Here is a 23,378-nt window from a genome sequence, read left to right on the forward strand (position 1 = left end):
TGAAGTCACGCGGACCGAGGAGCGCGGATGGCCGACGAGGCATTGGCGGCGCTGCGCCACGCCGCCGACCAGGCGATCGACGCGGCGACCCTGGGCGACGCGCTGGCGGCGCTCGCCGCGCAGCCGAGCCCGTACGGTCGGGAGCGGGCCACCGCGCAGCGGGTCGCCGACTGGGCCGCCACCCGCTGGCCGGCGCTGACCTGGCGGGTCGACCCGCTCGCGCACACCGCGACCACGCCGGACAGCGCCAACCTGGTCGGCGGCTCCGACCTGGGCAAGGGCCCCGAACTGCTGATCTACTCACACCTGGACACCTCGCTGACCGGCGGCGTGGACTTCGACGCCCCGATCACCGGCCGGCACACCCCCGCCCCGGCGCTGGACCTCCCCGGCCCGGACGGCGACATCGTCAGTGGCTTCGGCCTCGGGGTGGCCCGGGCGGCAGCCGCCGCCGCCCTGGTCGGCTACGCCGCCGCGGCCGAGGCCTGCCGGGCGGCCGGCCGTCCGCACCGGCTGACCCTGTTGCTCGCCGCCACCGGCACCCACCGCCACGACCCCGACGCCGGGCCGGACGAGGGCGTCGCGCCGGCCCCCACCACCGGCGGCGTGCTCCACCACCTGCGCGACCGACCGCTGCCGGCCGCCGCGATCGTGGCCAAGACCAGCCCGCCGGGCATCCTCACCGCCGAGCCCGGGGCGATGTTCCTACGGGTACGGCTGTCCAGCGGGTTCCATCCGGCACTGTTCCGGGACACCGCCACCCCGCCCGGCGGCCTGCTCACCCACCTCGGCGTGATCATCGAGGCGCTGGAGGAGTTCCGCCGCGTCCACCTGGCCGGCCGGGCGGATCCGGACGCCCAGGTCGGCGCGGAACTGGGCATCGGGGCGGTCCGGGCCGGCCAACCGGGCAAACCCGACCTACTGCCCGGGGCGGTGGACCTCCACCTCTACCTGACCACGGTGCCCGGCGACGATCCGGCGCAGATCACCGACGCGCTACGCGCGACCCTGGCGCGGCGGCTGCGGGACACCCCGCTGGCCGGCTGCGGGCTGGCCGTGGCCGCTCACCCGGTCCACCCGTCCGCCGCCACCGCGCCGGACGCCCCGATCTGCCGGCACGCCCAGGACGCCTGGCTCGCCGCCCACGGGCGACCGGCGGCACCGCTGCGCGGCTGGACCGGGTCGACCGACGGGGTGGTGCTGCGCGGCCGGGGGGTGCCCACCGTCCGGCTCGGCCCCCCGGCGCTACCCCCCGACCCGGCCGACCCCCGACGGGAGCGGTACGCCCTGCCGGAGCTGGTGCGTTTCGCCCGGTTGTACGCGGACATCGCGCTGCGACACCAGCAGGCATCGACAGGCTGACGTGTCATATGCCATGATACTGTCTCACTCTGCGCACAAAGGAATCCAGATGGCGGACGATGCCCCTTCGCCGGTCAAGAGCGCTGATCCCAGCTCACCGGCGATCCAGACCGTGCAGCGCGCGGCGGTCATCCTCAACGCGTTCACCGCGGCCCGCCCGCGCCTGAGCCTCAACGAACTCACCGCCAGCCTCGGCACCAGCAAGGCCACCGCGCACCGCTACACCAAGGCGCTGCGGGAGAGCAACCTGCTGCGCTACGACGAGCGCGAGGGACTCTACTCGCTCGGCCCGCAGATCCTGACCCTCTCCGCCGCCGCCCGCGCGGCGATGCCGGTGATCAGCATCGCCGGGCCACGCATGCAGCAGCTGGTCCGCGAGATCGACGAGACGGTCGTGCTGAGCGTCTGGGACGGCGACACCGCAGTGGTGGTCCGCGCCGACGACAACACCGACCGGGTCATCCGGGTCAGCGTGCGCACCGGCTCGCGGCTGTCCCGCACCGAGTCCGCCCAGGGCCGGGTGTTCTGCGCGTTCCTCCCCGAGGCCGACGTCCCCGGGCTGGCCGACGAGATCGCCGCCTCCGGCGAACTGCGCCGCGAGATCGACAAGATCCGGCGTACCGGCATCTCGGCCAACACGCCCTCGGCCAACGGGGTCCGCAGCATCGCCGCGCCGATCTTCCGGGGCAGCACCCTCATCGCCGCCATGGCCATCGTCGGCACCACCACCTCGGTCCCCGAGGGCACCGACAGCCCGCTCGCCATCGCCCTGCAACGCGCCGCCGCCGTGGTCACCGCCGAGCTGGGCAGCGGCGGTAACGGCCACCACCCGCACGCCGCCGGCAACGGTCACCCCCCGGCCAGCGGCAACGGTCGCCGCTGACGGGCCGTCGTCAGTAGGCGGCGAGCGCCTCGGACAACTCCCGGGCCACCAGCCGCAGGCTGTCCGCCGCGGCGACCTCCACCGCGCCGGACAGCGCCGTGCTGGTGCCCAGCACCGCCAGCGCGGCCACCACCTGGGTACGCTCGAACACCGGCGCGGCAAGCACCCGTACCCCGAAATCCTCCGGGGAGTTGGCGGCGAAACCGTCCCGGCGGACCTGCTCGACCACCGCCCGCAGCCCCGCCGACAGCCGCAGCTGGCGGGCCACCGCGGGCGCCTCGGCGGCCGACAGGTAGGCGCAGAACACCCGCCCCTGCGCCGAGCGGAGCAGATCCAACGGCGAGCCGGTACGCACGCTCAACCGCACGTCACCGCTGGTGTTGTCCATGCAGCGGACCACCGTCGGCGCCTCGCCGTTCCACACGCTGAGCACCGAGGTCTGGTTGGTCAGCCGGGTGAGCCGGTCCAGGTGCGGCTCGGCGGCGGTGACGATCGGCAGCGCCGCACGGGCGGCGGCCTCCATCGCCAGGACCTGCGGACCCAGCGTGTAGGTGGCGGTGGCCACGTCGAAGCGCAGCAGGTTGGCCGCCCGCAGCGCACGGGCGTACCGGTGCGCGGTGGCCCGGCTGATGGCCAGGTCGGCGGTCAGCTCGGCCAGGGTGAGCCGGGGCCGCTCGACGGAGAACGCCTGGAGGATGGTGGCGGCCCGCTGCACGGTCTGGATCGCCGGCGCGTCACCGGCCGGCTCGTCGACTCCGCCCGTCACCGCGTCACCTCGCACTCGCCGTCCACCGAAAGGCGAACTCTACCGAGCACGGACCGCATCCGGCGACACGGACACCACCACACGCCGGGTTCGGGGTCGGGCTACGCCGGGCCGCCCGCCCCCGAACCGGGGGCGGGCGGCGGTCCGGTGGCGTCGGCGAGTTGACGGTGGACCTCGCCGCTGTCCCAGTAGTCGACCCGGTGGGCGATCAGGCCGTCGGCGTCGACCCGGAACCGGAACACGCCACGGATCCGGACCGGCGCGCGACCGGCCGAGGCCAGCCGGAACGACATCCGGTACGCCACCGCCGCCCGGTCACCGTCGGCGAGCAGCTCCTCCACCTCGTAGCGCAGGTCGACGAACTCGGCCAGGAAGCCGTCGAGCCGGGCCCGGTAACGGGCCCGGCCGACCACCGTCCGCCCGAGGGCGGCGGTGTGCTCGTTGACGAAGTCGGCGCTGACGCAGCCGGCGACGGCATCGGCGTCGTGGGCGTTCAACGCCGCCAGGTACCGCAGTACGGCGGCGCGGGTGGACGCAGCGGTCAGCTCCCCCACCGACGCCGCACGGTGTCGAAGACCTGCTGGTCGTGGGAGATCTCGATGACGTTGCCGTCGGGGTCCTTCAGCGCGCAGATGTAGCCGACCGGCGGCGGCATCTGGCGCGGCTCCCAGTGCAGACAACCCAGCTCGCGGGCCCGCCCGGCGATCTCGTCGACGTCCGAACGCTGCGGCACCTCGATGCCGATGTGCGCGAACGGGTGCAGCAGACCGAGCTGGCCGCCCTTGTCCTTGTTGAAGGAGACGAGCACCAGCACGAACGGGGTGTCGGCCTGCTTGTCGTTGGAGAGCCAGACGCTCTCTCCGTCGGCGTCGGCGAACCGCTCCACGACCACCAGCGGGGTGAGCGTCGTGTAGAAGGAGATCGCCTTGTCGAGGTCGCCGGTGGGCAACGCCACGTGCGTCCATCGGGCTTGGGTCAGACCGGTCGCCACTGTTACCTCCACCGTACCGAAATGTCCATCACTATCGCGTCCACCAGCCTATTCACTGTTCGGCGGCAGGGTCGATGTGCCGGGGACACAAAGCCGGCGTGCCGGGTTCGACGCGCCGGGACGGTGCCGCCGGCAGGCCGGCATGCCAGCGTGGGGGCTACACCGCGTACGGGAGGACGATCGGATCATGCAGTACCGCAGACTGGGTGGGACCGGGGTCGAGGTGAGCACCCTCTGCCTCGGCACGATGATGTTCGGCGCCTGGGGCAACCCTGACGAGCAGGAGTGCCACCGGATCGTCGCCGAGGCGCTCGACGCCGGGATCAACCTGGTCGACACCGCCGACGTCTACGCCCACGGCGAGTCCGAGGAGATCCTCGGCCGGGCGCTGCGTGGCCGGCGCGACGACGTGGTGCTGGCCACCAAGTTCCACGAGCCGATGGGGGACGACCGCAACCGGCGCGGCAACTCCCGCCGCTGGATCCGGCAGGCGGTGGAAGGCAGCCTGCGCCGGCTCGGCACCGACTGGATCGACCTCTACCAGGTGCACCGGCCCGACCCGCTCACCGACGTCGACGAGACCCTCGGCGCGCTGTCCGACCTGGTCCGGGAGGGCAAGGTCCGGATGATCGGCACCTCGGCGTTCCCGGCCGAGCAGATCGTCGAGGCGCAGTGGGTGGCCGAGCGCCGGCAGCGGGAACGCTTCACCACCGAACAGCTCGGTTACTCGATCCTGACCCGGGGCGTCGAGGCCGCCGCCCTGCCCACCAGCGCCCGGTACCGGCTCGGTGTGCTGGTGTTCAGCCCGCTCAACGGCGGCTGGCTGACCGGCAAGTACCGGTCGACGGCCGTGCCGGCGGACTCCCGCGCCGGGCGCAACGGCGACCACTTCGACTTCCGCGACGCCGCCGCCCGGGACCGCAAGCTCGCCCTGGTCGACGAGCTGGCCACGCTCGCCGACGAGAGCGGCCTGACGTTGATCGAGCTGGCGCTCGGCTTCGTGCTGAGCCACCCGGCGGTCACCAGCGCCATCATCGGCCCGCGCACCCTGGCCCAGCTGCGCAGCCAACTGCCCGCCGGGGAGCCGGCCGGGCTGCCGGCCGACGTGCTGGACCGGATCGACGCACTGGTCCGGCCGGGCCACGACGTCAACCCGGCCGACGCCGGCTACCGGGTGCCGGCGCTGACCGACCCGACCCTGCGCCGTCGCCCCTGACGTCGTCAGCCGCGGTCACCCCGACGCAGGCGGCGGTCACCCCGACGCACGCCGGGACCACCCCGACGCAGGCGGGGGACCGTGCCACAAGGTCACGCTCGAACATGGTTGTAGTGGCCTCGCTACGCCCGGAGGCCACTACAACCAGGACAACACCGTTGCGTTAACGCCGTGGGTGGCTGGTCAACCCGGGACAGGAAGTGCCAGATCGGGGAGCGGGGTGGGCCCGCTCGCCGATCATGGAGTGGTGGTGCCGACTTTGGGGGTTTTACGGGCGTTCTGTTACCCAGCACAACTCCATGATCGGCGAGGCAGCGCTGGGTGACGAACAGCCGTTCCACCTAACGCAACGGTGTTGACATGGTTGTAGTGGCCTCGCTACGCCCGGAGGCCACTACAACCAGGAAATAGCACGATCTTGCTTGGCCGGCGACGGCGCCGCAGAGCGGGCAGCGGTCGTCGGAGGCCGGGCGTGGGTCTTCGCGGGGAGCGGAGGCCGGGGATGGGTCGCGGGGAGCGGGGGCGGGGTGTGGGTTGCGGAGGGCGTGGCGGGCCTGGAGGGTCAGGCGGTTGCGGATCTGGGCCAGGGACAGGAACGGTGCGGTCATGCTCAGGCCACCTTGAGGGCGGTGGCGAGTTGGATGATCGTGGCGGGGGCGTGCGGATCGTGGACGAGTCGCGCGAGCACCGCGCGGGCAGCCGGTCGATGGCGCACCTCGTAGGGTGCGGTGCGCTCGGCAGCGAGCAGAGCGCAGGCGGCGTTGCCCGGGTCGCCGGCGTGCAGGTAGGCGCGGGCGGTGTCGAGCAGGTGCGCGGCGCGGTGTTCGGCGGGTAGCCACCGCCAGGCGTCACGGGTGACGGTCTTCTCGTGCCACGCCACCGCATCATCCGCGTGGCCCAGGTCGAGAGCGGCGGCGGCCCGCGCCAGGTCCACCGCGACCGGCCCGAACCCGGTCCGATAATGGTCGTGCCCGTCGCCGACCCGGGCCGCCATCGCGGCGGCCTCGTCGAGCAGGTGGGCCGTCGCCTGGTCGTCGCCGCCCCGGGCGGCGGCCAACGCCGCCTGCACGACCAGCGTCCCGCACAGCGACAGCTCCGCAGCGGGCGCGTCGTCGGGGTCGGGCGGGGCGATCCGGTACGCGGCAGCCAACGCCGTCGACCTGGCCGCCCGCACCCGCCCCGAGGCACGCAGCACCTGGCCGAGTTGCACGGTAACGGTGGCCACCAGCACCGCGTCACCGGCCGCGATGGTCATCGCCCGGTCGGCGGCCAACCACGCCAGATCCACCTCACCAAGCTTGACCAGCAGCGACGCGGTGAGCCGGTAGGCCTGCACCAACACCGACCGTCCCGCCGCCGGATCATCCGCGTGGGCACGCTGCGCGGCGACCAACAGGCCCGGGAGCATCCCGGTCACCTGCGGATAGCGGGCATGCTGGAACGTCACCCAGGCGTGGGTGACGTCCCGTGCCAGTCGGTCCGCCGACAATGCCTGACCCGGCGCTGCCGGCCGACCCACCACGACGTCGTACGTCGACAACGCCTCCCGGACCCGCTCGACCCCCTCGACCTGACCGGACACCTCGGCCGGCTGGGTGTCCCGGCCCAGGAGAACGCTCGCGTCAATCCGCAGCACGGCGGCGATGTCCTCAAGAATGGACACCTTGTCCAGCGTCCGGACACCCCGCTCGACCTTGTCCACCCAACTCTTCGACTTCCCCAGCCGATCGGCGAACACCTGCTGCGACAGCTTGCGCCGCCCCCGCCAGTACGCCACCCGCCGACCCACCGGCAACAACTCGCTACCGTCCACGACGCCACCGCCGATCCGGCACCGCCCGGGTCGTCTCCTCCACCGGTATCCGCTCCGCCTCGGCCTGCGCGAGAAGCCGCTGCCGCGCCGCCTCCCGCTCCGCCGCCTGGATCTGCTCACCCCGGCTTACGCCCCGATCACTGTCCACGCCACCCATCTGCATCGTCCCCTTCGGAAGGGGCGCGGCGATGTGCTCGGGAGAACGTCACCACCGCGCCGGATCAGCGGCATGGCGACAGCAGCGCCGGAGGATCGACGACGTGACACCACACCGCGACGAGGACGCTACGGAGAGCACGTGAAGGGCTGGAACGCTTACGCACCACTCGTGGTCAGACTCATGCGTTCACAGAGCCCTCGCAGCTCGGGTGAGGTCGCCCCCTTGCGCAGCAGCGACCGTGCCGTCTCCCGGGCAGCGACCGACGAGCGGGCATGTTGCGGCCCGACCCGCTCCGCAGCGAGCAGCATCCGCACGGCGTCCCGGTCCCGACCGACCCCCTCTGCGGCCCGGCTCATGTCGAGCCAGAAGTACACCTGCCGCACCGCCGGCAGACCCGCCAACTCCACACCCGCCGCCGTCCGCATCGCCAACTCCGGGCGGCCCGTGTCGAGCTGGAAAGCCATCGTCCACAGGAGCACGTTCCGTGGCCCCCAGGCGAGATCCCAGTTCTCGGTCTCCCCGGTGTACGCGGCGATCCGCGCGGCCTCGGCGAGATGTTCCTCGGCACCGGTCTGGTCCCGTAGGCCGGCGAGGTGATGCGCCCGCGCCAGGTGCAGGAACCCCAACACGTCCAACGCCCCGTCGGCGGCGCTACCGGCAAGATCGGCAGCCGCCGCATCGCACCACGCGCGGGCCGGCCCGTAGGCCCCGGAGTAGGCCGACACCCGCGCCCGGTTGGCCGCCGCCACCCCGACCGCCACCTGATCATCGAGCAGTTCGGCAGCCTCGACGCAACGTTCTGCGGCCAGCCAGGCGTGGGCGGGATAGCTGACGTTCAGCAGCGAACCCATGGCCACGCCGTACACCGGCACCATCTCCGACAACGCGGCCCGCCGGTCGGTCAGGGCGTGCATCGCCGGGACGAGATCCACCAGCCGGCGCAGCGCGCCCGCGTAGTCACACCGCCCGTACAGACCACGCACCAGCGACGCCTCGCGGCTCACCTGTTCGACAGTCGCCGTCGCGCCGGAGCGCTTGGTCAGCGGCGTGTCCATCATGATCCGCCAGACCCGCTCGGCGTCGATCCGGGCGGCGTCGAGCTGCCGGTCAGCCGGCGTGTACGCCTGACCCGTCAGGTCGACCACCGAGCACTCCAGGGCCGCCGCCAGATCCACCACCATGTACCGGTCGGTGCGCTGCTGCCCCCGTTCGATGCGCGACCACGACGTGTGGGAGATGCCGGCACGACTGGCCGCGTACCGCACACTCCAGCCACGCAACTCCCGACGGGCGCGAATACGATCACCGATCGACGGATCAGCAGGAATTGGGCGACGAGGCATCAGCGTGCTCCCCGGTGACACGAGATCCCTGCCGGCCGGAACCAGCAGACTTGCCACCACGGACGGTACACGGCAGCACCGAATGCGTGACGCCCGCTCCTCTGGCTCCCTACGGCGAGAAGGCGACGATCGTCGGACGCGATCGCATGATCGACTCAGTGTCGCCGATCTTGCGGTATCGACGTCGCTTCGATACCGCAACATCGGCGACATTGCGAAAAGCGACGACGGCGCAGCTCCCGACAGGTTGCCACGCTCAGATCCAGCCGTGTTCCCAGGCGATCGTGGCGGCGGCGCTGCGCGACTCGACGTTCAACTTCGCCATCGCGGACGAGAGGTGGTTGCGGACGGTGCCGTGGGCGAGGCCGAGCTGCCGCGCGATGTTCTTGGTGGGCAGGCCGTCCCGGGTCAGCCTCAGCACGTCGATCTCCCGGGGCGTGAGCGGGCTCTCCTGCTCGGTGAGTGCCGACGCGGCGAGACGCGCATCGATGTAGCGTTCGCCTGCGGCGACCGACCGGATGATCCTGGCCAGCTCCGACGCCGGGGTGGACTTCGGCACGAAGCCGTGCACCCGGGCACTCAGCGCACGCTTCAACGTGCCCGGTCGGGCGTGGCGGGTGACGATGACGACCTGCGTCGCGACGAGACGCAGCAGTCGTCGGGCGGCGTCGACCCCGTCGAGTCCGGGCATTTCGAGATCGAGCAGGGTCAGGTCGGGGCGGTGGGCGACGGCAGCCGCCACTGCGGCCTCGCCATCGGCGACATCCGCGACGACCTCGATGTCGGGTTCGAGGGAGAGCAACGCCACGAGCGCGCCCCGGATGAGTTCCTCGTCGTCGGCGATCACGATCCGGATCACCGGCGGAGCCCCCTTCGTCTCCCCGGCGGCGTCGGCGCTTCCGGAACAGCGTCCGGCACGTCGGCGTCCGGCACGGGGGCCCGGACGATCAGCATGAAGGTGTCGTCCTCGCGGGTGGTCTCGACCGTTCCGCGCTGGGCCGCGACGCGTTCGGCGAGACCGGCCAGGCCCGTTCCGTCGCGACGCGGCACGCCTGCGGCGTTGTTGGTGACGGTCAGTCGGTACTCCGCCGCGACGCGGACGAGTTCGAGGGTGGCCTCGGTCGCCCTGCTGTGTCGGAGCACGTTCGTCACCGCCTCCCTGATCGCGACGGCGAACACCGCGCCGAGAGCCACCGGCAGGTCCGGTGTCTCGATGCGGGCCGTGCAGCGGATGCCGGCGGAACGCAGCACCGCCGCCGCGTTGCGCGCCTCCGCCGCCACGGTGACGGTGCGGTAGTCGTTCACCACGGCGCGGGTGTCGTCGAGGGCCACCTGCGCGATCCGGCGGATCTCGGCGATCTCCCGGCCGGCGCGCTCGGGTCGGTCGGGCAGCAGGCGCTCTGCCAGTTCACTCTTCAACGCGATCACCTGGAGGTTGTGGCCCTGGATGTCGTGCAGGTCGGTGGCGAACCGGAGCCGCTCCTTCGCCACCGCCAAGTCGGACGCGAGCCGGCGGGCGTGTTCGAGTCGCAGTACCACCTGGAGCACCCAGACCGCGCTCAGGGGCAGCAGCGTGACCAGCGCGAGGGTGCTGATCACGACGGCCTCGGCACCCGCTTCGGCACGCCACGCCACGGCGGCACGCGGCGTGGCCAGCACCCCGATGAGGCCGCCGAGACCGATCGCGGCCCAGCAACCGAGGATCACCGTCGCCCGCCACCAGCCACGCACGAGGCAACTGAGCACCCCGCCCGCCATCGCGAGCGTGAACGCCCACCCCCAGCCCGCGAACGGTGGCACGACTGCCAGCACCCACACCGCGCCGGACAGCGCCAGCAGCACGAGGACGAGTGGGTGGCGGGGCGTCGCCTCGTCGGGGGCCCGGAGCAGCAGGGGGATCGCGGCCAGTGCGACCAGGACGGCGGCGATCGTGGCGACCATCAGGGTGATCGCCCGCACGCCGGTGGCCGTGCCCACGCCGAGCACCACCTGCACGAAGCCGCCGACGAGCATCCCCAGCCCCAGGGAGAACACCGTGAACAGCCGCATCGCCCTGAGGTCGGCGGTCACCCGCGGTGCACCCGGCCAGGTGTCCGTCACCGGCTCAGCGTAGCGACCGCGCCGCCAGGAAAGCCCTGGTCTGCTGCGCGATCTCCGGCGACAGGGTGTGGTGCAGGTAGTGGTCGCCCGCCAGGAGGACGACCCGACCGGTGTCGACGCTCGCCGCCTGCCGCTCGTGGAGCGCGACCCAGTCCGCCACGTCGGGGTCGTCCGACCGTACGAACAACAGGACGGGCAGCCCCTTCGGGAAGGTCTTCCCGCTGACCGCGGCGAAGTTCGCCGAGACGTGCGCCATCTCGTTCACCATGGTCGGGGCCGCCGTGTTCTTCGCGCTGAGCAACCGCAGCTGCTTCCTGGTCCGCTCGTCGTAGGGCAGGCCCGCGTAGGGGTCGTCGGCGATCGCCGCCAGCGCACGGGTGATGCCGAGCTTGCTCAGGCCGACGATCACCCCGGTCGGGATCGGCTCGTCCCAGCCGGGTTGGTCGGGGACGCTGCTGTCGATGCCGACGAAGGCGACGAGTTCGTCGGCGTAGCTGGCGCTGTAGGTCAGGGCGTAGATCCCGGCGATCGAGTGGCCCATCAGCACGTAGCGGTCGATGCCGAGGTGCTGGAGCGCCTCGTGCACCTCCCGGGTGATGTTCGCGGCGGTACGGTCGGTGTCGGCGGGGTCGCTCAGGCCGGTGCCGAACGGTTCGACCGCGACGACCCGATAGGTGCTCCGGAGTTCCGTGATCAGCGGCTGGAAGTCGAGCGCGGGGGCGGCGGTGCCGAGGCCGGGCAGGAGCACGATCGTCTCGGCACCGCTGCCCGCGACCACCACGTTCATCTGCTTGCCGTCCACCGGCACGAGTTGCCCGTAACTGGTGATCGAGGAGGCTTCGGACTTCGTCGCCACGACGTTCACCACGGTGGTGGTCGCGAGCAGGAGCACCGGAACAGCGACCAGGACACCGAGGGTGGTGAGCACGATTCGCACGGGCTTTCGCATGGGTTCTCGTTTCGGATCGGCGGCGCGTCCGGATCACTCCGGCGTTGTGTGACCAGCCAATCAACCGCGCGAGCCGCTCGGTAAGTGTCCCGCTGTCACGACCGATCGTGACAAAAAGTCATGGTATGCCCCCGGGTCATGTGATCGACGAGATACGACCACCACGGCGGGCGGGTGCCGACCCAGGACCCACACGGCGCAGCGACCGCCACCGGAGGAGGGTGGCCGCTGCCCCGTGTGGGCGGACCGGAGTCGAGGGGATCCCCCGTCAGGTGGTGCCGCGTTGGAACGGTTGGGCAAGGGCCCGGGGTTCGCGGTGCGAGGTGGCGAAGACCAGCATCGCCAGCAGGGCCAGCAGGTAGGGCGCGGCGATCAGCAGCTGCGAGTTCATGGTGACCCCGAGCGCCGGCAGCGCCAGCCGCATCGCGTCGGCCAGGCCGAAGACGACGCAGCCGATCAGGGTACGGCCGAGCCGCCAGGCCCCGAAGATGACCGCCGCGATGACCAGGTAGCCCCGGCCGGCGGTCATGTTCTGGTTGAACGACCCGACCTCGCCGACCGCCAGGTAGGCCCCGCCGAGCCCGGCGAGCAGCCCGCACCAGAGCAGCGCCTGCCGCCGTCGCCGGTTGACCTCGATCCCGCTGACGTCGGCGGCCTGCGGGTTCTCCCCCACCGCCCGCAGCTCCAGCCCCCACCGGCTGCGCTCCACCAGCCACCAGGTCAGCGGGACCACCGCCAGCAGCAGGTAGACCGGCCAGCGTTGGACGAACAACATCGGGCCGACGATCGGGATGTCCCGCAGCACGGGGATGTTCACCTGCCAGACCTGGTGGCCGGTGAAGGTGCTGACCGTGATCAGGTAGCTGGTCAGGCCGAGCACCAACGCGTTGAGCACCAGGCCGACGACGAAGGTGTTGATCTGCACCCGGTGCGACAGGATGCCGTGCACGAAGGCCACCGCCACCCCGACCAACGCCCCAGCCACCAGGCCGATGGTGGCGCTGCCGGTGGCGCTGGCGACCGCGATCGAGCCGAACGCCGCGCCGAGCATCATCGCCTCGACGGAGATGTTCAGGGTGCCGGCGCGCTGTGCGACGTACTCACCGCAGGCGGCGAAGGCCAGGGGCACGGTGAGCCGAGCCCCGCTGGAGAGGATGGTGGCGATGTTGTCGGCGGCACTCATGCCAACCTGCCTTCCATGGCGTCCTTGTCGCCGGCGGTCCCGGCGTCACCGGGGTCCGCCGGTTGCGGCGCGGCGGCCCGGGGTCCGGGCACCGACGCCGCCGGTCCGGCCGCTTCCAGGTCCGACCCGGTGACCGGGGCCGACGTGTCGGCCGGGCGGGTCGACGTGGCAGCGGCCACCGGTGCGGTCGGGGTCGAGGTGGGGGTGGCCGGCTGGTCGGCCAGGCGACGGCGGCGCAGCATGCCGATCACCACCGGGGGTGCGACGAAGGCCAGCACCAGCAGCGCCTTGACCACGTCGACCAGGAACGACGGCACGCCGGTGGCGGCCAGGAAGCTGCCGCCGGCCCGCAGCACGCCGAACAGCACCGCCACCGGGATGGCAAGCAGCGGATTGTTCCGGGCGACCAGGGCGACCAGCAGACCGTCCCAGCCGATGTTGAGCGACATCCCGGGCTGCAACCGGTTGGTGCCGACCGGGCTGGTCAGCAGCAGCGCCCCGGCCAGGCCGGCAAGCGCCCCGGAGATCGCCAGGGCGATGCCGCCGAGCGCGCCGACCCGCACGCCCGCGTGCCGGGCCGCCGCCGGGTTGAGGCCGACCATCTTCAACCGGAAACCCCAGCGGGTACGCGCCATCACCAGCGCCAGCACGACCGCCACCACCACGGCCAGGACCAGACCGCCGTTGAGCTGGAGGTTCGGGTAGTCACCGAGGGAGGTGAGCCGGGCGTTCTCCGGCACCGGGTTGGACTGCGGGGACAGGGTGCCCCGGCCGAGCCGGGACTCCTGGAGCAGCCACGGGGTGTTCACCGCGAACGAGATGAGCTGCTGGGCGAGGAAGGTCATCAGCATCGTGCTCACCACGATGTTGACGCCCCGGAAGCGGTACATCAGGGCGCTGAGCCCGGCCCAGATCCCGGCACCGACCACCGAGGCGAGCAGCACCAGGACCAGCAGCAGCGGCCCGGGTACGGCGAGCCGCAGGCCGACCCACGCGCCGGCGAGCGCGCCGATCAGCACCTGCCCCTCCTGGCCGATGTTGAAGAAGCCGGAGCGGGCGCTGACGCACGCCCCGACCGCGACCAGCAGCAGCGGCGCGACGTACAGCAGGGAGGTGGACCAGGCCGCCGGGGAGGCCATGCTGCCCTGGTAGAGCGCCTTGGTCGAGGCGGTGGGCGAGCCGCCGGTGACCGCGATCAGCAGGGCGGACAGGCCGAGCGCGAGCCCCACCGTGGCGACCGTGGCGAGACCTACCTGCCAACCGCCGGGGCCGGGGTTGAGCCGGCGCAGCAGCCGCTGGCCGGTGCCGCCGATGCCGAGGGTCGCCATCAGTGACTCACCCCGCCGACCAGCATGCCGAGCCGCTCGGCGGTGGCCTCGGCGGTGGGGAGCACCCCGACGATCCGGCCGGAGGAGATCACCGCGATCCGGTTGGCCAGGGCCATCACCTCCTCCAACTCCGTGGAGATCAGCAACACCGCCACCCCTTCCGCGGCGGCCTGCCGCAGCCGCACGTACATGTCTTCGATCGCGCCGACGTCCAGCCCGTGGGTGGGCTGGGCGGCGACAAGCGCCTTCGGGCCGGCGGACAACTCCCGGGCCAGCACCACCCGCTGCTGGTTGCCGCCGGAGAGGCTGCGCAGCGGGGTGTCCGGCGAGGGGGCCACGATGTTGAACTCGGTCATCTGCCGTTGGGCGATCCGGTGCATCCGCCGCCGGCTGAGCACCCCCCGGGTGGTGACCCCGGCGAGGGACTTCATCACCAGGTTCTCCGCGACGCTCATGTCGAGCACCACCCCGGAGTGGTGCCGGTCCTCGGGCACGATGCCGAGACCGGCATGGTGCAACGCGCCGGGCCGGACGAGGTCGACCGGGCGGCCGTCGAGTTCGACGGTGCCGGAGTCGGGGACGAGCAGCCCGGACAACAGCTCACCGACGGTGGCCTGGCCGTTGCCCTCGACCCCGTACAGTCCGACGATCTCGCCGGGGGCGACGTCGAGGCTGAGCCGGTCCAGCACCGGCAGACCGCCGACGAGCAGGGTCACCTCGCGCAGCCGCAACGCCGCCGGCTGCTCCTGCGCCGTGGGGCTCCCGGCCGTCACGGGGACGCCGGACTCGTCGACGCCCGCGACCGGTTCGGGACGCTCGACCGGCAGCAGGCCCAGCGCCGCGCTCTCGGTCTGCAACGAGACCTCCCGGCCGACCATCTGCCGGGCGAGTTGCTGGGCGGTGGTGTCCTTCGTCGCGCCGTGGAACGCCACCGCGCCGCGCCGCAGCACTGTCACCCGGTCGGTGGCCGCCATGATCTCGGCGAGTTTGTGGCTGATCAGGATGACCGCCCGCCGCTCCGCCTGCACCACCCGGCGCAGCACGGTGAACAGTTCCGCCGACTCGGCCTGGGTGAGCACCGAGGTCGGCTCGTCCAGGATCAGCACCGACGGGTCCCGGCGCAGGCACTTGATCAGCTCGACGCGTTGCCGCTCCCCGGCGGAGAGCCGGTCGATGCGGGCGTGCGGGTCGATGGGCAGCCCGTAGCGTCGGGCCACCTCCTCGACCTGGGCGCAGGCCGCCGCCCGGTCGATCCGCCCGGTGTCGCCGAGGATGACGTTCTCCCAGACGGTGAGCGGTTCGATCAGGCTGAAGTGCTGGTGCACCATGCCCAGGCCGAGGTCGGCCGCGACCTGCGGACTGTCGATCTCGACCGGTTCGGTGCCGCGCGTGATGGTGCCGGCGTCGCGGTGCACCAACCCGAGCAGGATCTTCATCAGGGTCGACTTGCCGGCCCCGTTCTCGCCGAGCAGGCCGTGGATCTCGCCGGGTCGTACGGCGAGATCCACGGCGTCGCAGGCGACGACCGGACCGTAACGCTTGCTGACTCCGCGCAGGGTGAGAGCCGGCGTCAGCTTGTCGTCAACGTCCACAGTCCGTTTCACCTCGTTGGTCGTCGGGCAGCGGGATTCAGGAGCCGAGCTTGGCGACCGTCGCGGCGGTGTCGGTCTTGCCGCTGGCCACGTCGGCGACGAAGGCGTCCATCTTCTGGGTCTGCTCCGGGGTCGCCTTGCAGATCTTGACGGCCGGGTACGGGTCCTTGCCGAGCTCCCACTTCTTGGTGGTGCCGAGGGTCATCTCACCCTTGGCAAACAGCTCCAGCGCGGCGGCGAAGTACGCGCCCGGGTCGAAGATGACCGAGATGTCGAACTTCGGGTCGGTCGAGTCGCACCTGTCGGTGCCCGGGGTCAGGGTGAGCGCGCCGCCGGTGTTGGCCAGCTTGGCGGCGGCGTCGGTGGCCCCGCCCAGGTACGGGTAGACCACCTTCACGCCCTGGCTGATCTGCGCCTGGACGGCCTCGCGGGCCTTCGCCGAGTCGTTGAAGTCACCGGTGTAGGTGGTCACCAGGGTCGCGTTCGGCACCACCATCCGGATGCCCGCCTTGTACGCCTTGGCGGCGTTGACCGAGAAGTCGGCCTCCATGCCGGTGACGAAACCGGCCTTGGTGGCGTTGTTCTGCTGCATGACCAGGCCGGTGGCGTACCCGGCGGCGAGCATGCTCTGGTTGGGGTCGTCGCTGGACAGCGTCACCCGGGGGCTCTGCGGGATGTTCTCCGACGACGGCACGTACCAGGAGGTCTTGGCGCAGACGGGCTCCTCGGAGGCCGGGATGGCGTCCTTGAGTTCGGAGGCGCCGAGCGCCACCATGTCCACACCCTGCTGACACAGCGCCCGGGCGGCGCTGAGCGCCTCGGTCGGCGGCACGTTGCCGCGCTTGATGACCTGCCAGCCCTTCTCGGTGGCGAACTTCTCGGCACCGATGACGAAGCTCTCGTAGTAGCCGTTGTCGTTGATGTCACCGGGGCTGAGCACGCCGATGACCACCTTGCCGTCGCCGTTGGCGTCCGGCTGCCCGGCGGGGGCCGCGCTGCTGCTGGCCGAACCGGCCGCCGACGGCGCGGTCGCGTCGTTGCTGGCGCAACCGAACAGGGTGAATCCCAGCGCGCCGGCGAGCAACGCCGCCGGACCCCGACCAATCCTCATTGTCATGGTGCTTTCCCTTCAAGTGGAGGCAGCGCGCCGCCCGGCACGGTCCGGCGCGCGGAGTACTCGGTCGCCGGCACGGTGGGCCAGCGAGGGGGGATGTCGATACCGACCCGGCGCAGCAGGGCGGCCCGACGCTGGGCGGCCTCCTCGCGCAGGGCGTCGACGTCGACGGTGGTGACCCGCCGGTCGCGGACCACCACCCGGCCGTCGACCAGGACGTCCCGGACGGTGTGCCCGGCCGCACCCCAGACGAGCTGGGTGGGCAGGTCACCGCGCGGGATCCAGGGGATGGTCCGGGTGTCCAGCAGCACCAGGTCGGCGGCCTTGCCGACCTCGATCGAGCCGGTCCGCGTCCCCAGCCCGACGGCGGCGGCGCCGTCGACGGTGGCCAGGGCGAAGACCTCGTCGGCGCGCAGCGGGTCGGGGACGCCCCGGTCCCGCTCCAGGCCGGCGAAGAGTCGGGCGGCCCGCCACAGGTCGGGGGTGTCCCCGGCGTTGTGCGAGTCGCAGCCCAGCGCGAGCCGGCCGCCGGCCCGGTGCAGCGCGGTGTGCCGGCCGGCCCGGCTGAAGCCCTGACCGAGCCGCAGGTAGGCACCCGGGCAGGAGGCGACCGCGGTGCCGGTCTCGACGAGCGCGTCGACCTCGGCGTCGTCGAGCCACACCGCGTGGCCGAGCAGCAGCCGGGGGCCGAGCACGCCGAGGTCACGCAGGTGCCGCACCGGCCGGGCCCGGCCTGCGGCGGCGAAGGCGGCGGCGTCCTCGGGGCCGGGCGACAGGTGCCAGGTCATGCCCACGTCGAGCCGGTCGGCCAACTCCGCCGCGCCGGTGAACAGCTCGTCGCTGACCAGGTCGTGCCCGACCAGGGTGATCCAGCCGGTGACCAGCGGGTCACCGGCCAGGGCGGCGACCGTCTCGGCCTGCACGGCGAGGGTGTCGGCGGCCGGCCGGGCGTACGGCGCGTCGGGGGTGTCCCAGCCCCAGCCGCCGACCCGGGCCCGGATGCCGGCGGTGCGCAGCCCGGCGGCGACCCGCAGCGGGTGGGCCACCGTGCCGGGTTCCAGCAGGGTGGTGACCCCGTAGCTGAGCGACTCGACGGCGGTGAGGGTGGCCGACAGTTCGTCGTCGTCGCCGGTGACGGCGGCGTGCAGCGGCACGATCCAGTCGAAGATCGCCTGCTGGGCCGGCACGTCGTCGGGGATGCTGCTGCGCACCAGCGGGTCGGCGGTGGTGTGCTGGTGGGCGTTGACCAGGCCGGGGACGACGACGCAGCCGGCGGCGTCGAGTTCGGGACTGCCCGGGTACGCCGCGCGCAGCGTCGCCGCCGGGCCGATCGCGGCGATCCGGCCGTCGACCACGGCGATCGTGCCGCCGGGGACCACCGCACGGTCGGCCGCCATGGTGACGATCTCGGCGTCGACGACCAGCAGGTCGGCCGGGCGGGGGTCGGCGGTGCCCGCCGTCGGGGTGGTGGTCATGGCCGTACGAGGATCTTGCCGACGAGGTCGCCGGACTCCTGCCGGGCGTACGCCCCGGCCAGGTCGGCCAGCGGGTATTCCGCCCCCCGGACGACCCGCAGGCCCCCTGTGAAGTAGGCGTCGAGCATGTCGGCGAAGTCGGCCGGGGTGTACGCCCCCGCCCCGAGCAGCCGCAGCCCGCGCCGGTAGACGTCGGAGAGGGAGAAGCTGACCTGGTCGCCTGTGGTGTTGCCGAGCAGCACGATCCGGCCGCCGGTGCGCAGGCTGGCCAGCGAGGTGGCCCAGGTGGCGGTGCCGACGTGGTCGACGACCAGGTCGACGCCGTGGCCGTCGGTGTGCTCGCGCACCTGCTCGACGGTCCGGTCGTTCAGGTCGAGCACGTCCGCGCCGAGGTCCGCGGCGACGGCCCGCTTGGCCTCGGTACGCGCCACAGCGAGCACCCGGGCACCGGCCCGGCGGGCGAGTTGGATGGCGGCGATGCTGACCGCGCTCGTGGCGGCCTGTACCAGCACCCACTCGCCGGCCCGGACCGCGCCGACGCGGTGCACGGCGTGCCAGCCGAGGCTCCAGGCGGTGGGCAGCGCGGCGGCGTCGGCGAGGTCGACGTGGCCGGGCACCCGGTGCACGACGGTGGCCGGGACGGTGACGTACTCGGCGAACCCGCCGGGACGGTTGCCGCCGACCACGGCCAGTGTCGGGCAGTAGCCCGGTTGACCGTTCTTGCAGGTGGCGCAGGTGCCGCAGCCGATCGTCGGGTCGATCAGCACCCGGTCGCCGGGGCGTACCGTGGTGACCTGCGGCCCGACGGCGGCGACCTGGCCGGCGACGTCCATCCCGCCGACGTGCGGCAGTTGGAAGCCGGGAAGCAGGGCGGTGTGTCGCTGGAGCAGGTCGAGGCGGTTGAGCGCGGCGGTGTGCACCCGGACGACCACGTCGGCCGCGCCCGGCTCGGGGTCGGGCAGGTGCCGCAGGCGCAGCACCTCGGGGCCCCCGAAATCGGTCTGGACCATCGCGCGCATCGCAACCTCCCCCACGCTCTACCAGTCAATATGGCGTCTTGCATTGTGATTCTCGCTGCTTAGCGACGTACTCTGCCTGCGGGGCGGCGGCGTGTCAACGGCTTGCCGCAAAAGAGGCGGAACGGTTAACGAAGCTGGTCGTCCAGGCCGTTCACAGGCCACCCACCAGGGCATCAACCGGCCTCGGACGCGGCCAGCAACTCCCGCGCGGCAAGCGCCGTACGCAACACCGCGACCGTCTGCGGGTCGAGCGGGTCGACCCCCAGCAGCCGCTTGATCAGGCCGACCCGGTAGCCCACCGAGTTGCGGTGCAGATGCAGCCGTTCGCTGACCGCCTGCCGGCTGCCCCCGGTCGCCAACCAGCAGTCCAGGGTGCGCAGCAGGTCGTCGCGGTGGGCGATCGGCCCCAGGTGCCGGTGCACGTACCAGCGCAGCCGCTCGTCCGGCACGGCCAGCAGCACCTGCGCCAACCCGGCCTGGCCGAACGGCAGCTCGGGCCGCTCGTCCGACGAGCGCAGCAGCAGGCGCAGCAACCGGTCCGCGTCACGGAACGAGACCGCCGTCCGGGCCGGCCCGGTCACCAGCGACCCGGCGACCACCCGCACCTGACCGGCCCCCACGATCTGGTCCAACCGGACCCGCAACCGGGTCACCTCCCGCTCCACGTCACCGTGCAGCAGCGTCCAGGCCCGTCGCCCCTCGGCCAGCACCGGCCGGTCCAGCCAGCTCAGCGCGGACGCCCAGCGGCGCTGCTGCGCCCCCGTGTAGGCGATCCCGGCGACGGCGTGCGGCTGGTCCAACCGCCAGCCGTGCGCCGCGCCCGCCCGCAGCAGTTCGGCCTCGCCCCCAGTGGGTCCGGGTGACGACCCGGTGGGGTCGCCCAGGCCGTCGCGCAGGGCCCGCAGCACCGTCGCGGCGTCCCGGACGGCAGGCGGTGGCGACTCGTGCCGGACCGCCTCGATCAACAGTGCGGTGGTCGCGGCCCCCGCGAACGCCAACTGCCCCGCCGTGACCGGCTCGGCCAGCAGCAGCGCGCCGAGCCGGCGGGACCCCGTGCCCACCGCCACCGCCCGACCGGTCCACCCGTCGGCACAGCGCACCGGGGTCGGCACGCCGCCCGGCACCCCCGCGCCGCCGGCCCGACCGCCCGGTACGGGTCGGCGGGCATCCTGGGCGACCAGGGCGCGGCGCACGTCGTCCGGCGCGGCGGCGCAACGAGGGCCGTCCGCGCCGTCGCTGGCGGCGAGCAGCTCCCCCGTCTCGGCCACCAGCCGGCAGGCCGCCCCGGTCCGCTCGGCCAGCGCGGCCAGCAGCTCCGGCCAGCCGGTGCCGGCGAAGGCGAGTTCGGTGAGCCACTGGGCGAACGCGGCCGGCGGCGGCCCGGCGGCGACGGCCAGCCGTGGTCGCGCCGCCGCCAGCTCACCCGGTCGGCTCACGCCGACGGTCGGTCGAGCAGCCGGACCGCGACGGCCTTCTCCTGGGTGTACTCGCGCAGCGCCGCGTAGCCGCCGCCCCGGCTGAAGCCGCTCTCCTTCTGCATGTTGAACGGAAAGCCGATCACTCCGGCGTCGTGGAACTGGTTGACCGCCACCTGCCCGGAGCGGGCGAGCCCGGCCACCCGCAGCGCCCGGGACACGTCGCTGGTCCAGATGCAGGCCAGCAACCCGAAGTCGGTGCCGTTCATCAGGGCCACCGCCTCATCGACCCCCCGGAAGCCCTGCACCGCCAGCACCGGGCCGAAGACCTCCTCCCGGGCCAGCCGCATGTCCGAGGAGACCCCGTCGAAGACGGTCGGGGCGACGTACCAGCCGTCGTCGAACGCGGCGGTGGCCGGCTCGCCGCCGGTCACCAGCCGGGCCCCGGCGGACGGAGCCTCCGCCAGGAAGCCCCGGACCCGCTCGTACTGGGCCTGGTTGACAAGTGGCCCCATGTCCAGGTCCTGGTCCCAGGGGCCGGTCCGGATCGCCGCCATGCCGGCGGCGACCCGCTCCACGACCTGCGCCCGGATCGACTCCTCGACCAGCAGCCGGGAGCCGGCGTAGCAGTTCTGCCCGGCGTTCTCGGTGATCGAGGCGATGATCGCCGGGACCGCCACGTCCAGGTCGGCGTCGGCGAAGACCACGTTCGGGGACTTGCCACCCAACTCCAGCTTGACCGGCACCAGGTGCTGCGCGGCGGCCCGCATCACGGCCCGGCCGGTCACCGTCGAGCCGACGAAGCTGATGTGGTCGATGTCGGGGTGCCCGGTGAGCGCCACCCCCACCTCGGGGCCGAGCCCGGTGACCACGTTGAGCACGCCCGCCGGCAGGCCGGCCCGACGGGCCAGTTCGGCCAGCGCGAACGGCGACAGGGGCGCTACCTCGGACGGCTTCAGCACCACCGTGTTGCCGGCTGCCAGCGCCGGGGCGACGTTCGCGGCGGTGAGCACGGCCGGCACGTTCCACGGGATGATCACCGCACAGACCCCGTACGGCTCGGGCCGGGTGTAGCCGAAGTAGTCAGGCGTACGGGTGGGCAGGGTGACGCCGGTGAGCTTGTCCGCGGCCCCGGCGAAGTAGTCGACGATGCCCTGGGCGATGTACATGTTGAGCCGCGCGCCGGAACGGGGTTTGCCCACGTCACGGGCCTCGTGCTCAGCGAGCTGTTCGACGTGCGCGCCGATCAGGTCGGCCCAGCGGCGCAGGATCGCGCCGCGCTCGCTGGGCGAGGTGGCCGCCCAGCCGGGGGCGGCCCGCCGGGCGGCGGCGACGGCGTGGTCGACGTCGACCGCGCCGGCACGGGCCACCGACTGGATGGTCTCCCGGGTGGCGGGATCGAGCACCGGTAGCTCACCGCTGTCGGCGGCGGCGGTCCAGTCGCCGTCGATCAGCTGGCGGGCGGTGGGAATGTCCAGGTCAGCCATGTGCGAATCCTTGACCCTTCACGTTTCGCATGTCAAGATGCAATCTCGCTTTATGAGTCACTAGGAGGGCGCGTGCGGATCACAGCGGCGGTGCTGGAGAGCGCGGGAGGGCCGTTCACCCTCCAGCAGATCAACCTCGCCGACCCCGGGCCGGACGAGGTGCTGGTGCGGGTGCACAGCGTCGGGATCTGCGCCACCGACCTGGAGTTCGCCAACTTCTTCCCCACCCCGGCGGTCCTCGGCCACGAGGGCAGCGGGGTGGTCGAGCAGGTCGGCGCGCGGGTCACCGGCATTTCCCCGGGCGACCACGTCGCGATGAGCTTCACCTCCTGCGGCGACTGCCCGCTCTGCCGGGGCGGAAACCCCGCCTACTGCCGCCGGTTCGACGCGGTCAACTTCACCGGCCGGCGACCGGACGGCAGCTCGGCGCTGTCCCGCGACGGGGAGCAGGTGAACGGCCACTTCCTGGGCCAGTCGTCGTTCGCCAGTCACGTGGTAGCCCCGGCCCGCGCCGTGGTGCCGATCAGCAAGGAGATCGACCTGGGCGTGGTCGGCCCGTTCGGGTGCGGCTTCGGCACCGGCGCCGGCGCGGTGCTCAACGTGCTGCGCCCGGAGGTCGGTTCCTCGCTCGTCGTCTTCGGTGCCGGCGCGGTGGGCGTGGCGGCGATCCTGGCCGCGCGGGTGGCCGGTTGCGCAGTCGTCGCGGCGGTCGACGTCAACGCCGGCAAGCTCGACACTGCCCGACTGCTCGGCGCGACCCACGGGGTGCACTCCACCGACGGCGACCCGCGCGAACTGCTGACCGCGATCGCCCCGCACGGCTTCGACGTCGCTATCGACACCACCGGCCGGGAGGACGTGCTGCGGCTGGCCGTCGAGTCGCTCGGCCCGCTCGGCCGCTGCGGCGTGGTCGGGATCGGCCCGAGCGAGCAGATGAGCTTCGAGTGGCGCAGCGTGCTCAACGGCCGCAGCATCACCGGCATCATCGGCGGCAGCAGCCTGCCGCAGGTCTTCCTGCCCAAGCTGCTGGACCTGCACGCCGCCGGCAACTTCCCGGTGGACCGCCTGATCGCCCGGTTCCCCTTCGCGCAGATCAACGAGGCGGTGGCGGCGATCCGGTCCGGCGAGGTCGGCAAGGCCGTACTGACCCTCTGACCGGGCTCCCCTCCTCCGGGCCGGCGG

21 protein-coding genes are annotated in these 23,378 nt (G+C 72.9%); 4 read left to right on the forward strand and 17 right to left on the reverse strand.

What is annotated here, in order from left to right:
• Positions 1–27 precede the first annotated feature (27 nt).
• Both AC0AIB_RS05015 and AC0AIB_RS05020 read left to right on the forward strand, forming a co-directional pair.
• A complete protein-coding gene (locus AC0AIB_RS05015; RefSeq protein WP_465096110.1) occupies positions 28–1,362 on the forward strand; it encodes a hypothetical protein in 1,335 nt (444 codons plus the stop codon).
• A 49-nt stretch (positions 1,363–1,411) separates the two neighbouring features.
• Positions 1,412–2,245 (forward strand): IclR family transcriptional regulator, encoded by an 834-nt coding sequence (locus tag AC0AIB_RS05020; RefSeq protein WP_328348081.1) that lies wholly within the window; start codon positions 1,412–1,414, stop codon positions 2,243–2,245.
• A gap of 10 nt (positions 2,246–2,255) precedes the next feature.
• Here AC0AIB_RS05020 and AC0AIB_RS05025 read toward each other — a convergent pair whose 3' ends face one another.
• From AC0AIB_RS05025 to AC0AIB_RS05035, 3 genes are all read right to left on the reverse strand, one after another.
• Entirely contained in the window at positions 2,256–3,011 is a 756-nt protein-coding gene (locus tag AC0AIB_RS05025) for an IclR family transcriptional regulator (RefSeq protein WP_328348083.1), read from the reverse strand.
• 101 nt (positions 3,012–3,112) lie between these two features.
• Positions 3,113–3,565 carry a nuclear transport factor 2 family protein gene (locus AC0AIB_RS05030; RefSeq protein WP_328348085.1) on the reverse strand — a complete coding sequence of 151 codons (453 nt, stop codon included), beginning with the start codon at positions 3,563–3,565 and terminating at the stop codon, positions 3,113–3,115.
• The gene (locus tag AC0AIB_RS05035; protein ID WP_465096111.1) at positions 3,553–4,002 is read right to left on the reverse strand and encodes a VOC family protein; all 450 of its coding nucleotides are present in this window, start codon (positions 4,000–4,002) and stop codon (positions 3,553–3,555) included. The genes AC0AIB_RS05030 and AC0AIB_RS05035 overlap by 13 nt, the downstream gene beginning before the upstream one ends.
• 187 nt (positions 4,003–4,189) lie before the next feature.
• Here AC0AIB_RS05035 and AC0AIB_RS05040 point away from each other — a divergent pair, with 187 nt between their 5' ends.
• Positions 4,190–5,218 (forward strand): aldo/keto reductase, encoded by a 1,029-nt coding sequence (locus AC0AIB_RS05040; protein ID WP_465096112.1) that lies wholly within the window; start codon positions 4,190–4,192, stop codon positions 5,216–5,218.
• 610 nt (positions 5,219–5,828) lie between these two features.
• Here AC0AIB_RS05040 and AC0AIB_RS05045 read toward each other — a convergent pair.
• The 14 genes from AC0AIB_RS05045 to AC0AIB_RS05110 form a co-directional block, all read right to left on the reverse strand.
• Entirely contained in the window at positions 5,829–7,031 is a 1,203-nt protein-coding gene (locus tag AC0AIB_RS05045) for a helix-turn-helix domain-containing protein (RefSeq protein WP_465096113.1), read from the reverse strand.
• Positions 7,021–7,179, reverse strand: a complete 159-nt coding sequence (locus AC0AIB_RS05050) for a hypothetical protein (protein WP_328349131.1) — start codon at positions 7,177–7,179, stop codon at positions 7,021–7,023. Before AC0AIB_RS05050 ends, AC0AIB_RS05045 begins: the two co-directional genes overlap by 11 nt.
• Before the next feature lie 167 nt (positions 7,180–7,346).
• Positions 7,347–8,501 carry a helix-turn-helix domain-containing protein gene (locus AC0AIB_RS05055; RefSeq protein WP_465096158.1) on the reverse strand — a complete coding sequence of 385 codons (1,155 nt, stop codon included), beginning with the start codon at positions 8,499–8,501 and terminating at the stop codon, positions 7,347–7,349.
• Positions 8,502–8,790: 289 nt separating this feature from the next.
• A complete protein-coding gene (locus AC0AIB_RS05060) occupies positions 8,791–9,393 on the reverse strand; it encodes a response regulator transcription factor (RefSeq protein ID WP_328348093.1) in 603 nt (200 codons plus the stop codon).
• Positions 9,390–10,634 carry a sensor histidine kinase gene (locus tag AC0AIB_RS05065; protein ID WP_465096114.1) on the reverse strand — a complete coding sequence of 415 codons (1,245 nt, stop codon included), beginning with the start codon at positions 10,632–10,634 and terminating at the stop codon, positions 9,390–9,392. The genes AC0AIB_RS05060 and AC0AIB_RS05065 overlap by 4 nt, the downstream gene beginning before the upstream one ends.
• A 4-nt stretch (positions 10,635–10,638) precedes the next feature.
• Positions 10,639–11,583, reverse strand: coding sequence for an alpha/beta fold hydrolase (locus tag AC0AIB_RS05070; protein WP_328348097.1), 945 nt, complete (start codon positions 11,581–11,583; stop codon positions 10,639–10,641).
• A 268-nt stretch (positions 11,584–11,851) separates the two neighbouring features.
• The gene (locus AC0AIB_RS05075) at positions 11,852–12,766 is read right to left on the reverse strand and encodes an ABC transporter permease (protein ID WP_328348099.1); all 915 of its coding nucleotides are present in this window, start codon (positions 12,764–12,766) and stop codon (positions 11,852–11,854) included.
• Positions 12,763–14,094 carry an ABC transporter permease gene (locus AC0AIB_RS05080; protein ID WP_465096115.1) on the reverse strand — a complete coding sequence of 444 codons (1,332 nt, stop codon included), beginning with the start codon at positions 14,092–14,094 and terminating at the stop codon, positions 12,763–12,765. The genes AC0AIB_RS05075 and AC0AIB_RS05080 overlap by 4 nt, the downstream gene beginning before the upstream one ends.
• Complete coding sequence (locus AC0AIB_RS05085; protein WP_328348102.1) at positions 14,094–15,686, reverse strand: ABC transporter ATP-binding protein; 1,593 nt, start codon at positions 15,684–15,686, stop codon at positions 14,094–14,096. The genes AC0AIB_RS05080 and AC0AIB_RS05085 overlap by 1 nt, the downstream gene beginning before the upstream one ends.
• A gap of 37 nt (positions 15,687–15,723) precedes the next feature.
• Positions 15,724–16,803, reverse strand: a complete 1,080-nt coding sequence (locus AC0AIB_RS05090) for a BMP family ABC transporter substrate-binding protein (RefSeq protein WP_328348103.1) — start codon at positions 16,801–16,803, stop codon at positions 15,724–15,726.
• On the reverse strand, positions 16,800–18,275 hold the full coding sequence (locus AC0AIB_RS05095) for an amidohydrolase family protein (RefSeq protein ID WP_328348105.1): 1,476 nt from the start codon (positions 18,273–18,275) through the stop codon (positions 16,800–16,802). Before AC0AIB_RS05095 ends, AC0AIB_RS05090 begins: the two co-directional genes overlap by 4 nt.
• Positions 18,272–19,294, reverse strand: a complete 1,023-nt coding sequence (locus AC0AIB_RS05100) for an alcohol dehydrogenase catalytic domain-containing protein (RefSeq protein WP_328348107.1) — start codon at positions 19,292–19,294, stop codon at positions 18,272–18,274. Before AC0AIB_RS05100 ends, AC0AIB_RS05095 begins: the two co-directional genes overlap by 4 nt.
• 173 nt (positions 19,295–19,467) lie before the next feature.
• Positions 19,468–20,730, reverse strand: a complete 1,263-nt coding sequence (locus tag AC0AIB_RS05105; protein WP_328348109.1) for a PucR family transcriptional regulator — start codon at positions 20,728–20,730, stop codon at positions 19,468–19,470.
• A complete protein-coding gene (locus tag AC0AIB_RS05110) occupies positions 20,727–22,196 on the reverse strand; it encodes an aldehyde dehydrogenase family protein (protein ID WP_328348111.1) in 1,470 nt (489 codons plus the stop codon). The genes AC0AIB_RS05105 and AC0AIB_RS05110 overlap by 4 nt, the downstream gene beginning before the upstream one ends.
• A 72-nt stretch (positions 22,197–22,268) precedes the next feature.
• Between AC0AIB_RS05110 and AC0AIB_RS05115 the strand changes: the two genes are divergently transcribed.
• Complete coding sequence (locus AC0AIB_RS05115; protein ID WP_465096116.1) at positions 22,269–23,351, forward strand: NAD(P)-dependent alcohol dehydrogenase; 1,083 nt, start codon at positions 22,269–22,271, stop codon at positions 23,349–23,351.
• Positions 23,352–23,378: the final 27 nt, after the last annotated feature.

The sequence above is a fragment of the Micromonospora sp. DSM 43699 genome (genome assembly GCF_055517075.1).

Excerpts from the sequence above, each read along its gene's own strand:
- AC0AIB_RS05015 (WP_465096110.1), top strand. The coding sequence starts at position 28 with ATGGCCGACGAGGCATTGGCGGCGCTGCGCCACGCCGCCGACCAGGCG.
- AC0AIB_RS05020 (WP_328348081.1), top strand. The coding sequence starts at position 1,412 with ATGGCGGACGATGCCCCTTCGCCGGTCAAGAGCGCTGATCCCAGCTCA.
- AC0AIB_RS05040 (WP_465096112.1), top strand. The coding sequence starts at position 4,190 with ATGCAGTACCGCAGACTGGGTGGGACCGGGGTCGAGGTGAGCACCCTC.
- AC0AIB_RS05070 (WP_328348097.1), bottom strand. The coding sequence starts at position 11,583 with ATGCGAAAGCCCGTGCGAATCGTGCTCACCACCCTCGGTGTCCTGGTC.
- AC0AIB_RS05075 (WP_328348099.1), bottom strand. The coding sequence starts at position 12,766 with ATGAGTGCCGCCGACAACATCGCCACCATCCTCTCCAGCGGGGCTCGG.
- AC0AIB_RS05080 (WP_465096115.1), bottom strand. The coding sequence starts at position 14,094 with ATGGCGACCCTCGGCATCGGCGGCACCGGCCAGCGGCTGCTGCGCCGG.
- AC0AIB_RS05090 (WP_328348103.1), bottom strand. The coding sequence starts at position 16,803 with ATGACAATGAGGATTGGTCGGGGTCCGGCGGCGTTGCTCGCCGGCGCG.
- AC0AIB_RS05095 (WP_328348105.1), bottom strand. The coding sequence starts at position 18,275 with ATGACCACCACCCCGACGGCGGGCACCGCCGACCCCCGCCCGGCCGAC.
- AC0AIB_RS05100 (WP_328348107.1), bottom strand. The coding sequence starts at position 19,294 with ATGCGCGCGATGGTCCAGACCGATTTCGGGGGCCCCGAGGTGCTGCGC.
- AC0AIB_RS05110 (WP_328348111.1), bottom strand. The coding sequence starts at position 22,196 with ATGGCTGACCTGGACATTCCCACCGCCCGCCAGCTGATCGACGGCGAC.